The sequence below is a fragment of the Desulfovibrio sp. genome, from assembly GCF_019424165.1.
Classification (GTDB): domain Bacteria; phylum Desulfobacterota; class Desulfovibrionia; order Desulfovibrionales; family Desulfovibrionaceae; genus Desulfovibrio.
The window spans coordinates 104,774-117,982 of record NZ_JAHZAA010000001.1 but is presented as its reverse complement, the minus strand read 5'-3'; the positions used below and the strand labels follow the sequence as shown (position 1 = coordinate 117,982).

Here is a 13,209-nt window from a genome sequence, read left to right as displayed (position 1 = left end):
GTGGGGAAGAAGGGAAGGAAGAGAAAGGCACTTATGGGGGCAGGGGAACTGTTTGAAAACAGTTCCCCTGCCCCCAGCCCCTCAAAAACTTTTATTCTTACGCTTTTCTGGTGTTTATGGGGCAAACGTTGAACACAGCAAAGCGCGGCGACTCCCTGGTTGGGCAAAAATCGCAACGAGCGCCGGGTGCGCGTTAAAAATATGTATGCGCAACAGTAAGAGACTGTAAAAAACCGTTCGTAAAAATGAACCCCTGGATGCAGAAGCTGCTTCCGTCTGGAACACCCTGATCCGCCGGAGACGTCATGCACACCAAAGAGCCGCGCATTCCCGGCATCATCGTAGCCGGTACAGGCAGCAATACGGGCAAGACCACGGCCACCCTGGCCCTGCTCTGCGCCCTGGCAGCACGAGACATTCCCGTGTGCGCCGCCAAGACCGGTCCCGACTATATAGACGCCGCGTTTCACGCCGCCATCACAGGCCTGCCCGCCGCCAATCTGGACACATGGATGTGCCGCGAAACTCCGCCCAAAGCCGGGGAAAGCCCGCTGACCTCCAAAAAACGCCTGCCCAAGGGCCTGCGCAGCATCTTTGCGCGCATGGCCGGACACGAAAAACCCAAAACCCATGCCCCCGGCACGCCCGCCCCAGCCCTTCTTGTGATCGAAGGGGCCATGGGCCTGTACGACGGCGGGCATGGCGGCGCGGGCAGCACGGCCCAACTGGCGGCCCTGCTGGACCTGCCCATTCTGCTCATATGCAGCGCGGCAGGGCTTGGGCAGTCCGTGGCCCCGCTGGTGGAAGGATACATCCGCCACAAACCGCAATGGCTGTCCCCGGCAGACACAGGCCCGCGCTTTCTGGGCGTTATCTGCACGCATGTGGGCAGCCCGCGCCATGCGGAAATTATTGAAGACGCCCTGAAGCCGCTGCAAAAAACTGACGCCCTCCCCCTGCTGGGCCTCTTGCCCCGCGCAGGAGCGCCCACCCTCAAGTCCCGCCACCTCGGCCTTGTGGAAGCCCGGGAGGCGCTGTCCGCTCTGGATCGCCCCGCGCTGGCCCGCTGGTTTGAAGAAAATTGCCGCCTTGATGCCCTGCTGCGCATGGCGGGAGTGCCAAAGCGCCTGCAAAACACGGCTGCGAAGCCTTCCGGCATGGCAGAAGCCATACAAGACGGCCCTGCCACCCACGAACAAATCTGGGGCGCACGCTTTTTTATGCCGCGCCCGCCAGCCAGATTTTCCGCCCAGCCCCCCGTCAACTCGCCGGCATGCCAGCACGCCGCACGCCATGCCTCCCAGAAATCCGTGCAAGGGGCGGCCAACGCTGTGCAGTATGCCACGCCCGCAGCCGCCAAGGACAAACCCGCACAAAAAAGCGGGCGTCGCCCCCTTCGTGTGGGTATGGCCTGGGATGCGGCCTTCAGCTTCTGCTATGCCGACCTGCCGCCCCTGCTCACAGAGATGGGCGCGGAGCTTGCTGCTTTTTCACCGTTGCGCGATGCCGCGCCGCCCCCCGGCTGTTCCGCCCTGTATTTTCCCGGCGGTTACCCGGAACTGCACGCCCCGCAACTGGCAGCCAATACCCGCATGCTTGACGCCCTGCGCGCGCTGGCCCGAAACGGCCTTCCCATATACGGTGAATGCGGGGGCTACATCTACCTGATGCGCTCCCTGCGGCTGACGACGCATGATGAGATGGACGGGAAAGCGGAACACCCCATGGCCGGGCTTTTGCCCATACGCTGCACCCTGGGGCAGGAACGTGCCGCCCTGGGCTACCGGGCCGCTCAGGCCCTGCCGGGCTGGCCGCAAGACAGACCGCAAAACTGCGCCCCAACCGGGGCAGACGCAACGTACAGCCAGCCTGCACCCATTTGGGTGCGGGGACACGAATTTCACTATGCCCGTGAAGACGATTCCCCTTTGCCCGCGCACTGCGCGCCATTGTGGAGCCTGTATGACAGCAAGGGAGTTTTTTTACGGCAGGAGGGCTGCCGCCACGGCTCCGTGGCCGGAACGTGGCTGCACTGCTATCCTGAAGGATCCCGTCGTTTCTGGCGGGCATGGCTCAAGGCAGCGGCGCTGACGCCCCGGGACATGCTCACGTCATGAGGGGGAGTGCCTTTCGCCGGAGTACGAACGTTTTGAAGATCAGAAAAACATTGCTGCCATATCCGGCAATGGAGATGAATACACCCTGCCGCGCTGCCGCCACAAGACGGGCAGCGGCAAAAAGCAGCGAGCAACGACGTAAACCTGACGCCGCGAGCGCATACTCCCGGCAAATCGAGGCCTGCACATGACGCATATTCCTGCACCGGAACATCCCGTAGAACTGGATCCGGCCTGCACCCCCCAGACCATTGAAGAACGCTCTTTTGCCATTATTGATGAAGAAATGCCGCCCCCACGCCCCTTTGAAGGGCTTTTGTGGCAGGTGGCACGCCGTTGCGTGCATACCCTGGGGGATACGGAAATCGTGCATGACCTGCGCCTGAGCCATACCGCTCTTGAGGCGGGCGTCAACGCCCTGCTGGCGGGCTGCACGGTCTACACCGACACGCGCATGGCGGCCGCAGGGCTGCCCATGCGGCGGCTGACGCCCCTTGGCGTTACCGTTACGCCCATCATGGCCCTGCCCGGGCTTGATGCGCTTGCGCGGGCAAAAAAAACCACACGCTCCCGCGCGGGGCTGGAATCCCTCGCCGCGCAGATGCAGGGGCATATCATGGTTATCGGCAATGCGCCCACAGCCCTGCTCGGCCTGCTGGATGTACTGGAACAGGGCGCACCGCCCCCGGCCCTTATTGTGGGCATGCCCGTGGGCTTTGTTAACGCGGCCCAGTCCAAAGAGCTGCTCCGCCGTACTGCATGGCCCCACTTTACCCTGCTTGGGCGCAAGGGCGGCTCGGCAGTGGCGGCGGCCTGCGTCAACGCCCTGGCAGATATTGCCCTGGCGCGGCGTGGCCTGACGCAAATGGCGGCGCTATAGCCTGTTTTGTCAAATTTCGGCTGCTCAGGCTTTTTCGGCTGACTGGTTTTTGGCCTCATTTTCTCCGCTGCCTGCGGAAGCCTCGGCAGGTGTATGGGCGGACGCTTCAGGCGTGATGATTTCGGCATCCATAATTTCGTCTTCAGCACTTCCGGCAGAAGAAAAGTCCGCACTACCCGAGGCGCTCCGGCCCATCTGACCAGACGCTCCTGCTGCCCCTGCTTCTGTAGACGGCGCGCCGTCCACCGGCGGCAAGGCTGCCTGCGCGTCCACAATGCGGGCCTCGCCCAGCGCCAGGCGCTGTTCTTCCGTCTGCGGCAGCGGAATACAGTTCTTATCCACCAGCACGATACCCGTGCGCTCCAGCACCTCGCGGCGATAGGCAAATTCCTGCTGCATGCGGTGATGCCGATAGATAAACAGGCGATGCACAAGGTAGCACACGGCAATCATGGCCGCCACGCTGCCCGCGATCCAGGGAATATAGGGAACAAGAGAACTACCCAGAGCCACAAGGGCCGTGAATGCCCCGTCCACAAAAAAGAGCGCTGCCCCGAGCAGCAGAATGCCCAGCAGCACCACCACAGTGGGCGCATTGCGGATTATGGCGTAAAAACGCTGTAGACGTTCCGGAACCTGATCGGCATCGGCAGCATTGCCGCCTCCGCCAGAGGCAGCCGCCATATCCCCGGCTTCACGCCCGAGAAAACGCGAAACCCAGGTTCCGGCAAGGTGCACGATAAGTATGAGGCCCACCGGGGCCAGAATGGCGGCCAGCACCCAGCCAAGCCAGGGAAAGCGCGCCATGGGCGGCCCGCCCGGCACTTCCGGCGCGGCATGCATGACGCCATAAAAAAACGCAACGCCGCCCACGGCCAGTTCCACAAAGAAAATGGCTATCATGAGGTACAAAAGGGCGTCTTTGTGCTGCCCGGCGTACCAGGGCTGCGCGCCCGCGGAAGCCGAACGGCCCGCAGAGCTTTTTCCCGTCCTGGCGGAGGAGGCCCCTTCACCGGATTTTCCGGCGGCTTTGCGGTCGTCAGCCGGGCGCTCCGCGCCCGCTCCATCAGCCCTGCCGGTCGGGGCGCGGCGCTCTTTTCTGTCGGATATGTGCATGCTCACCTCTGGCTGCGCAGCATACTTTGCCAAGGCCCATCCCGCAAGCCCATATACCCGTTCTGAACGGCCGGACGCGGCAGATTTTCATCAAAGCGCGCCGGTTCTGCGGCCTTTGCTTGCTCACGGGCGGCATCTGGCTTACCTTGCCTGCATGCACAACTGGAGGAAAATCATATGCACGTTCTGGTAACCGGCGCGGCGGGATTTATCGGCTATCATCTGGCTGCGCGGCTGCTGGCCGATGGACACAGCGTGGTAGGCATAGACAATTGCAACGATTACTACGATGTGCAGTTGAAAAAAAACCGGTTGGCACAACTGGCCGCCCAACCCCAGGCCTCGCGCTTTCGCTTCGAGCCGCTGGATCTGGCCGACGGGCCGGGCATGGCCGCCCTTTTTGCCCGCGAAGGTTTCAGCCATGTTGTGAATCTGGCCGCTCAGGCCGGGGTACGCTACAGCCTCGTCAATCCCGAATCATATCTCAGCTCCAATCTGACTGGCTTTGGGCATGTGCTTGAAGGCTGCCGTCACAACAAGGTCGGTCACCTGCTTTTTGCCTCATCTTCTTCGGTCTACGGGCTTAACACGGCCCAACCCTACTCTGTGCGGCACAATGTGGACCATCCGGTAAGCCTGTACGCGGCCACCAAAAAAAGCAACGAGCTTATGGCCCATGCCTACAGCCATCTGTACGGCATCCCCTGCACCGGTCTGCGCTTCTTCACCGTCTACGGTCCGTGGGGCAGGCCGGACATGGCCCTGCACCTTTTTACCACCGCCATTGTGCGCGGCGAACCCATCAAGGTCTTTAACGAAGGCCGCATGCGCCGCGACTTCACCTATATTGACGACATAGTGGAAGGCATTGTACGCCTGCTGCCCCTGGCCCCCGGCCCGGACCCGGCCTTTGACCCGGCAGCGCCCGACCCGGCTTCCAGTTCAGCGCCCTGGCGCATATATAATATCGGCAATAACAACACTGTGGAACTCAACGATTTTATCGCCGTCCTTGAAGACGCGCTGGGCATGAAGGCCCGCAAGGACATGCTGCCCATGCAGCCCGGCGACGTAAAGGCCACCTGGGCCGACATCAACGACCTCACCGCCCTTACGGGCTTTGCCCCGTCGACACCCCTGCGCGAGGGCATCGCCCGCTTTGTGGAATGGTATAAAGAGTATTACAAAATATGAGCGATTCTCCAATTATTCCGGCGTCTGACGCTGTTACTGTCCCCACTCCGGCCCGGCCGGAAATTCTGGCCCCCGCAGGAGACACTCCGTCTTTTCTGGCTGCGCTGGCTGCCGGGGCAGACGCCATCTATCTGGGCCTCAAGCATTTTTCGGCGCGCATGCAGGCCGAAAACTTCGGCCTGACCGAACTTTCACGCCTGACCGACCTGGCCCATGCCGAAAATGCCCGCGTTTATGTGGCCATGAATACGCTCATCAAGCCGGACGAGCCTGCCGCCGCCTACCGCCTCACCAAACGGCTGGCAACCCAGGTGCGCCCGGACGGCCTTATCGTGCAGGATCTTGCCATACTTGATCTGGCGCGCCAGGCCGGTTTTGAGGGCGGCATTTTTCTTTCCACCCTGGCCAACCTCACCCATCCCGACGCCCTTGTGGAAGCAAAAAAACTTGGGGCCAGCCGCGTTATTCTGCCACGCGAGCTTTCCATTGATGAAATACGCCTCATGGGCGAAGCCTGCCCCGAAGGGCTTGACCTTGAGTGTTTTGTGCACGGCGCGCTGTGCTATTGCGTTTCCGGCCGTTGTTACTGGTCCAGCTATATGGGCGGCAAAAGCGGCCTGCGCGGCCGCTGCGTGCAGCCTTGCCGCCGCGTCTACCGCCAGGGCGGCCCCGCTGCAATGGCCCTTGTCCGCAATGCGGAACGGGAAGAAATGGACCGTGCGCGTCAGGAGCAGTCACGCATGGACATCGCGCGCAAGGATCGCCGGGGTTCACGTGACGCCCGTGACCGCCACGACGACCGCCGTGACGGGCGGTATAGCCGCAATGAAGTCGCCGCCCTTGCCCACGGCAGGGGCCGCTCCGGCAAGCAGGGGAACATGCGTGGTCCGGGCCGCAAGGAACACAGCGGACGCTGGTTTTCATGCCTTGACCTTTCCCTTGACGTGCTTGCCAAAACGCTGCTGGACATCCCCCACCTTGTCTCCTGGAAAATAGAAGGACGCAAGAAAGGGCCGCACTACGTCTACCATGTGGTCACGGCCTACCGCATGTTGCGCGATAACCCCGGCGACCCCAAAGCCCGCAAGACTGCCGAGGAAATTCTTCAGATGGCTCTGGGCCGTCCGGCCACACGGGCGCGTTTTTTGCCGCAAAAAGACAATACCGTGCCTACCACGCCCGACGGCCAGACCAGCTCCGGCCTTCTGGCGGGTAAACTGCGTATCGAGCAGGACGGCAGCGTGGTGCTGAAGCCCCACCTTGAGCTGCTCCCGCAGGATTATCTGCGCGTGGGTGTGGAAGACGAGCGCTGGCATGCCACCCTGCCCGTGACAAGGCGCATTCCCAAGGGCGGCAGCCTCATCATGCGCCTGCCCAAGCACAAAACGCCCAAAGCGGGTACGTCCGTCTTTCTTATTGACCGGCGCGAGCCGGAGCTTATGCGCATTCTCAAAAGCTGGCAGGCACGCCTTGACCAGTTCCCCGGCCGCCAGAGCAAGGCCGTGGAATCCAGCCCGCGCATGCCTGTACCCGTCAAGCCCAGACCCCGCCCGGACATGTACGTCCGCTCCAGCATTCCGCAGGGCAAGGAAATGCGCGGCGGCAAAAACCAGTTGCAGGCCCTCTGGCTTTCGCCCCGCAGCGCCGACATCTCGCGCACGGTGGTGCAGCGCATCTGCTGGTGGCTGCCGCCCGTTGTCTGGCCCGGCGAAGAAGAAGCCCTGCGCCGCAGCATCGCGCGCCTCTGGCGCGACGGCGCGCGCCACTTTGTCTGTAACGAGCCGTGGCAGCGCGGTTTGTTTCCCGACAGCCTGGACGAAAACGCAGACCTGCTGGCGGGGCCGTTCTGCAACGCGGCCAACGCCCCTGCCCTGGGCATACTGGCAGGCATGGGCTTTACCGGAGCGTTTGTCAGCCCGGAACTGCCGCGTGAAGAAATGCTGGCCCTGCCCCGCCAAAGCCCCCTGCCCCTCGGCGCGGTGCTTTCCGGCTTCTGGCCTGTGGGCCTGAGCCGTTTCGGCCTGCTTGGCGTCAAGACCAACGAGCCGTTCCTGAGTCCCAAAGGCGAGCCTTTCTGGGCGCGGCAATATGGCGGCAATATCTGGATATACCCCGGCTGGCCCCTTGACCTCACTGCCAAAAGGCAGGAAATGGCCGCCGCAGGCTACGGTTTTTTTGCGCACATGCAGGAAAACCCGCCAGCCAGCCTGCCCGACATGCGGCGGGAAAGCCTGTTCAACTGGGACGGCTCATTGCTGTAAACAATATGGAATATGCCCGGGCGGCAGCAAAGGCCGCTGCCCGGCGCGCAACGCAAGGTACGCCCGCAATGCGGCGACAGAGCATGCCGCCCGGCGGCACACAGTGACGATGACGCAGCATATCGCGCCACACGATGTCATGAGCGCCCGAGCGCGCTTTCCGGCCGGGCTGGAACAGCCCGAGGGCAGTCTTCGCTTTGGTGCGGACGCACTGTTGCTGGCAGCCTTTGTTGCGCGGCATGTGGAAGCAAAAAAACACAGGCACGTGGCTGACAGCTCCCCGGTGCCATTTTCTGGGCTGCCTTCTGGCCCGGCCCATGTACCTGTTGCGGAGCTTGGCAGCGGCTGTGGCGCGGCCTTGCTGGCCCTTGCCCTGCGCTGCCCGCAGGTGGCGGGACTGGGCCTTGAGCGTGAGGAGCCGCTGGTGCAGGCCGCACGGCGCAATGCCGACCTTTTGGGGCTCTCCGGCCAGGCAGGCCAAGCTGGCCTGCCCGACGTATCCGATCTGCCTGATTCGGCTGACCTGGCCGAACAGGCCGACCTGTCTGGTGTAGCCGGACCGGCCGTTCCATCCGGGCAAACGCGCTTTGCCGTGCTGGACCTTGCCGACAGGCCCGCTCTGGCCGCCCTTGCTGCTCCCGCGCCGCCACAGGTGCGAACCAGCCCGGCGGGCGAAAAACGGCTTGCCGGAAACCAGCACATTGTCATGGCCAACCCCCCGTACGATACCGGGGGCCGCCCTTCGCCCCGGGCCATGCGTGAGCGCGCCCTGCGCGGAAACGGCAATGCCGCCGGTGGAGAAAAAATACTGGACACATTCTGCCGTGCCGCCGCCATGCTGTTGCGCCATCAGGGCTATTTTTTCTGCATTCATGACGCTCGCGCCCTGCCGCAGTTGTGCGCCGCCCTGCAGGCGGCCCGCTTTGGGATCAGGCGTATTCTGCCCGTGCATGCCCGCTCGGGCGGCCCTGCCCTGCGTGTACTGGTGGCGTCACGCAAAAATGCGGCCCATGATGCGGCGCTTGAAGCGCCGTTGTACCTGCACGGCGATTCTTCCGACGGCAGACCGCTATGGACAGCCGAAGCGCTGCGTTTTTGCCCCTGGCTGAGCCGGAACGATTCCGGCGACAGCGCTCTTTTCACCGCATCATGACAGAGAACCGCATATGAATTTCATAGCCGACCTGCACATTCATTCCCGTTTTTCCCGGGCCACCAGCAAGGCCCTCAATGCGCGCCATCTGGCCGCATGGGCGCGCTGCAAAGGCATCAGCGTTCTCGGCACGGGTGACTTTACCCATCCGCAATGGCGGGCGGAACTGTCAGAGCAGCTTGAACGGGACGAATCCAGCGGCCTGTACCGCCTCAAAGGAGAGCCGGAACAGCTTGATGTCATGGCTGGCGGGCATATGGCCGACGTCAGCGCCGAAAAGCCGCTTTTCATGCTTCAGGCCGAGATCAGCTCCATCTACAAACGGCATGGCAAGGTGCGCAAGGTACATAATCTTATTTTTGTGCGCACCCTTGAAGATGCCGAAAGGCTTTCGCTGCGCCTTGAGCAGATCGGCAACCTGCATTCGGACGGCAGGCCCATTCTCGGCCTTGATTCGCGCGACCTGCTGGAAATCATGCTGGAATGCGCCGAAGACTCCGTGATGATTCCCGCCCACGTGTGGACCCCCTGGTTCGCGCTTTTTGGCTCCAAGTCCGGCTTTGACCGCCTGACCGACTGCTACGGCGACCTTTCGGAACATATTTTTGCCCTTGAAACCGGCCTTTCGTCCGACCCGGAAATGAACCGGCTGGTCAGTCAGCTCGATGGCTACGCCCTTGTATCCAATTCAGACGCGCACTCCGGAGCCAACCTGGGGCGCGAAGCCAATCTTTTTGCGGGGCGTCCCTCCTATGCGGGCATGTTTGAGGCGTTGCGCACGGCGGCTCGCCGTCAGCCGCAGGATGCCCTGGACTGCCGCTTTCTCGGCACAATGGAATTCTACCCGGACGAAGGCAAATACCATCTGGACGGCCACCGCGCCTGCAACGTGGTTCTGGAACCCAGAGAATCACGCAAGCTCGGCAATATCTGCCCCGTATGCGGCAAGCCGCTTACGGTGGGCGTGCTGCACCGTGTATGGGAACTGGCCGACAGGGAAGAGTCGCCCCAGCTTCCGCATGAGCCTGAAGCCCGGCCACTTATTCCTCTGGCCGAAGTGGTGGGAGAAATTCTGGGTGTGGGCGTCGCATCACGCAGGGTACAGGAGCGCTATGGCAGTCTGCTGCGCGAGCTTGGCCCAGAGCTGGACATTCTTTGCCGCATGCCCGAACAGGAAATACGCGCCCACTGGGAACCACTGGGTGAAGCCGTAGCCCGCATGCGCCGGGGGCAGGTCATCCGCCAGGGTGGCTACGACGGTGAATACGGCGTGGTGCGTGTTTTTACACCTGAAGAACTGGACGACATCCGCAATACCTGGCGTGGCACAGGACGCGGCGCCCTGCCCGGCCTTGGGCCTGTCAAAAGCCGCAAGACCGGGGCGAGCGCGGCAACCGCCGTCAAAGCCGCTGGCGGCAGTGCCGCCGATGCAGCCCCGACAGGCAAAACGCGCCGGGCCAGGGCAGCTTCGGTGAACATGCTGGACCTCATGAAGGAGCGCCCCGCCGCAACCTCGGCCTCCCGAACCAGCCAGCCGGAGCACGGCACTGTGGCATCAGGCGGCACAGGGGCTTTCAGCGAAGAGCAGCACATGGCACTTGTGGCCGGTCCCGGCCCTGTGCTGGTGCAGGCCGGTCCCGGCGCAGGTAAAACACGTGTGCTCGTGGGGCGCATCCAGCACCTGCTTGATCAGGGTACAGCGCCGCACAAACTGCTTGCTGTTACCTTTACGCGCCGCGCCGCCAATGAAATGCGCCAGCGGCTTGCCGCAGCCTTGCCGCACATGCGGGACCTGCCCTGCTGCGATACCCTGCACGGCCTTGCCTGGGGCCGTATGCGCGTCGTGACCCAGGCTCAGGGGCAGGAATGTCTGCTGCTTGGCGAAGACGCTGCCCTGCGCTTTTTCATGGCTGCCAACCCGCAACTTCAGGCGCGCGAGGCACGCGAACTGTGGCGCCAGCTTTCTCTGGTGCGCGAAACACGGCACACCTTACACGCCGGGCATGCCGCACTTGAACTGGCCGCCGCACGGTATACGGCCCGCAAGGCCGAACGCCCGGGCTTTCGCTATGTCGATTACGCAGACCTGCTGGACTGGTGGCTGGACCATCTGGATGACCTGCCGCGCGACATGCTGCCGCAACATGTGCTGGTGGACGAAGTGCAGGACCTTTCGCCCGTGCAGCTTGATATCATACGCGGCATGCTGCCGCCTGACGGTTCCGGCTTTTTCGGCATTGGCGATCCGGATCAGGCCATTTACGGCTTTCGCGGCGTGTCGGGCCAGAGCGAGGCCAGCCTGCGCGCCATCTGGCCCGGGCTGTCTGTTTTCTGCCTCGGCCGCAGCTTCCGCTCCAGCCAGGCGGTGCTGAACATGGCGCACAGCCTGCTGCTCCACAAGGGCCAATGCGGCCCTCTCACGGCGGCACAGAGCCTCAATGCGCAGTTGCGCCTGTTCTCCGCACCGGACCAGCAGGCCGAACTGCGCTGGATAAGCCGCCGCGTTCAGGCCCTGCTTGGGGCCACAGGGCATACCCTGCTGGACCAGCAGCAGAACAGCGCCGATGCTCACGAACTGGACGGAACCCTTGCCCCCGGCGACATTGCCGTTCTCGTGCGCCTGCGCGCGCAGATCCCCCCGCTGAAGGCCGCACTGGAGCAGGCGGGCATTCCTTGTTCGGCCCCGGTCGAAGAGGCCTTTTGGCAAGATGCCGGCTGCGCCCGGCTGCTTGCCCTGGCCGCAGTGCACTGCGGGTTTTCCGAACTGGCACAGGTATTTGACACAACCACGCCGCAGCAAAATTTGCAAAATGATCTGGCTGCCGCGACGGGCAATCCCTTTGCCGCTGCCGGTCCCCTGCCTCCTCCGGACGACCTTGAAGGATGGCTGGCCGGGCAAAACTGGGCAGGAGAGGTACTGCTTACCGGGCGGGCCTGGCGCGAACTGAAGCGCAGTTGGCAAGAACAGAAAAGCTGGCAGGAGTTTTTGCACCATCTGGCATGGCTTCAGGAAACAGAAATGGTGCGCAACAAAACCGAGCATGTGCAGATCATGACCATGCACGCATCCAAGGGGCTTGAATTCCAGGCCGTCTTTTTGCCCGGTCTTGAGGACGGCCTGCTGCCTTTGCGCCGTGACATGCTTTTCGGCCCGGCCACGGATGTGCCAACGGATACGACGCAGGTGGCAAGCGCTGCGGGCAAGGGCAGCGCCGGCAATGCTGATGGCGCCACACCGCCCGCAACCGGCACACCGTGCGCAGATGCCGCGTCTGCCGAAAACGGGCACGAGACCCCGGAACAGGAAGAGGAAGAACGCCGCCTGCTTTATGTGGCCCTGACCCGTGCCGCCCGGGCGCTTTTTGTGAGCCACAGCGCCAGACGCACGCTGTACGGGAAAAGCCTTGCCCTGCCGCCTTCGCCCTTTCTTGAGCAGATACGCCATTGCTGCCGCCAGAGCGTCCTGACTCCGCACAGGCAGACACTTGTACGCTCCCTTTCCCTGTTGCCCTCAGAGTCGGAGGAAAAGCCCAAGGGTAAAGCCTGAGCCGGAAACCAACGTGTAGCGGCCTTGAAAATATTTATTTCCAGTTTTTTTGCGGACTCCACAGGCCTTGCAGCGCAAGGCCTGTGGAGAAGCAGGAAACTACGCTGGTTTTCCTGTGCGATTGGCATCATGCAAACAGGCCGCATAAGGCACTCTTTGTGCACGAGCCGTGTCAGAATGCAGACGCAAGACCCGGCAGAAGTTGCTGTAAAAAATATCCGGCATTTCTAAACAATTTCTACCAGTTGAAATAGCATCCCTTTTACTGCGCCAAAACCGTCTGGCACACATTATGCTTGAATAACATCGCGGGTTATCAAGTATTCTGTCCTGTTGCCATAAAAGGCATGGGCTGCACAGAAAACCGCCTGCCCGCAAGGGTATCTGTGTATGAGGCTGCCATGAAAGGAATGACTGACATACATATTTTTTCAAAGCCGTGGGCCGCGCTGCTCATGCTCGCTTTTTTTCTGCTTGCCGGGTGCGGTCTGCAACGTCCGGTAGATCCCGGCCCAGCTCCGGAATCCGCCCACAAGGTAGTGCGCACGGCCTATAGCCAGATGGGGAAAAAATACCGTTCCGGCGGCGCGTCGCCGCAAAAGGGTTTTGACTGCTCCGGGCTCATCTGGTGGGTCTACAAGCAGAATGGCTACAAGGTTCCCCGCATTACCGTGGACCAGGCAAGGGCCGGGTATGCCGTCCCCAAGGATCAGGCACGCCCCGGAGACATCGTTGTCTTTCGCACCGGTTCAAGCCCGCGCGGTCTGCATACCGGCATCTACGCCGGGGGCGACAGCTTTATCCACAGCCCGCGGCGGGGTCAAAATGTACGCATGGAAAGCATAACCATTCCCTACTGGCGCAGCAAACTTATTGCCGTGCGTCGTGTGGTGCGCTGACAGCCTGACGCCACCCTGACGAACGATGCGAATGCAGGCCAC

At 62.5% G+C, this 13,209-nt stretch carries 8 protein-coding genes; 7 read left to right on the top strand and 1 reads right to left on the bottom strand.

Translation table 11 applies throughout. From position 1 onward, the window contains the following. Positions 1–305 precede the first annotated feature (305 nt). Both QZ377_RS00420 and QZ377_RS00415 read left to right on the top strand, forming a co-directional pair. Positions 306–2,117 (top strand): cobyrinate a,c-diamide synthase, encoded by a 1,812-nt coding sequence (locus tag QZ377_RS00420; RefSeq protein WP_291438532.1) that lies wholly within the window; start codon positions 306–308, stop codon positions 2,115–2,117. 187 nt (positions 2,118–2,304) lie between these two features. Continuing rightward, positions 2,305–2,997, top strand: coding sequence for a precorrin-8X methylmutase (locus QZ377_RS00415; protein ID WP_291438531.1), 693 nt, complete (start codon positions 2,305–2,307; stop codon positions 2,995–2,997). Between the two features lie 24 nt (positions 2,998–3,021). On the opposite strand, the gene QZ377_RS00410 is transcribed toward QZ377_RS00415, so the two are convergent. Further along, the gene (locus QZ377_RS00410; protein WP_291438529.1) at positions 3,022–4,146 is read right to left on the bottom strand and encodes a hypothetical protein; all 1,125 of its coding nucleotides are present in this window, start codon (positions 4,144–4,146) and stop codon (positions 3,022–3,024) included. Positions 4,147–4,290: 144 nt separating this feature from the next. Here QZ377_RS00410 and QZ377_RS00405 point away from each other — a divergent pair, with 144 nt between their 5' ends. From QZ377_RS00405 to QZ377_RS00385, 5 genes are all read left to right on the top strand, one after another. Next, entirely contained in the window at positions 4,291–5,307 is a 1,017-nt protein-coding gene (locus QZ377_RS00405; RefSeq protein ID WP_291438528.1) for an NAD-dependent epimerase, read from the top strand. Further along, positions 5,304–7,568, top strand: coding sequence for a peptidase U32 family protein (locus QZ377_RS00400; protein WP_291438527.1), 2,265 nt, complete (start codon positions 5,304–5,306; stop codon positions 7,566–7,568). Before QZ377_RS00405 ends, QZ377_RS00400 begins: the two co-directional genes overlap by 4 nt. A gap of 109 nt (positions 7,569–7,677) precedes the next feature. Continuing rightward, on the top strand, positions 7,678–8,721 hold the full coding sequence (locus QZ377_RS00395) for an N-6 DNA methylase (RefSeq protein ID WP_291438526.1): 1,044 nt from the start codon (positions 7,678–7,680) through the stop codon (positions 8,719–8,721). Positions 8,722–8,734: 13 nt separating this feature from the next. Continuing rightward, positions 8,735–12,268 (top strand): UvrD-helicase domain-containing protein, encoded by a 3,534-nt coding sequence (locus tag QZ377_RS00390; RefSeq protein WP_291438524.1) that lies wholly within the window; start codon positions 8,735–8,737, stop codon positions 12,266–12,268. Between the two features lie 401 nt (positions 12,269–12,669). Beyond that, complete coding sequence (locus tag QZ377_RS00385; protein WP_291438522.1) at positions 12,670–13,167, top strand: C40 family peptidase; 498 nt, start codon at positions 12,670–12,672, stop codon at positions 13,165–13,167. Positions 13,168–13,209 lie beyond the last annotated feature (42 nt).

What these genes read in the sequence shown, in the direction of transcription:
- QZ377_RS00420 (WP_291438532.1), top strand. Translation starts at nt 306, where the DNA reads ATGCACACCAAAGAGCCGCGCATTCCCGGCATCATCGTAGCCGGTACA.
- QZ377_RS00390 (WP_291438524.1), top strand. Translation starts at nt 8,735, where the DNA reads ATGAATTTCATAGCCGACCTGCACATTCATTCCCGTTTTTCCCGGGCC.
- QZ377_RS00415 (WP_291438531.1), top strand. Translation starts at nt 2,305, where the DNA reads ATGACGCATATTCCTGCACCGGAACATCCCGTAGAACTGGATCCGGCC.
- QZ377_RS00400 (WP_291438527.1), top strand. Translation starts at nt 5,304, where the DNA reads ATGAGCGATTCTCCAATTATTCCGGCGTCTGACGCTGTTACTGTCCCC.
- QZ377_RS00405 (WP_291438528.1), top strand. Translation starts at nt 4,291, where the DNA reads ATGCACGTTCTGGTAACCGGCGCGGCGGGATTTATCGGCTATCATCTG.
- QZ377_RS00385 (WP_291438522.1), top strand. Translation starts at nt 12,670, where the DNA reads ATGAAAGGAATGACTGACATACATATTTTTTCAAAGCCGTGGGCCGCG.
- QZ377_RS00395 (WP_291438526.1), top strand. Translation starts at nt 7,678, where the DNA reads ATGACGCAGCATATCGCGCCACACGATGTCATGAGCGCCCGAGCGCGC.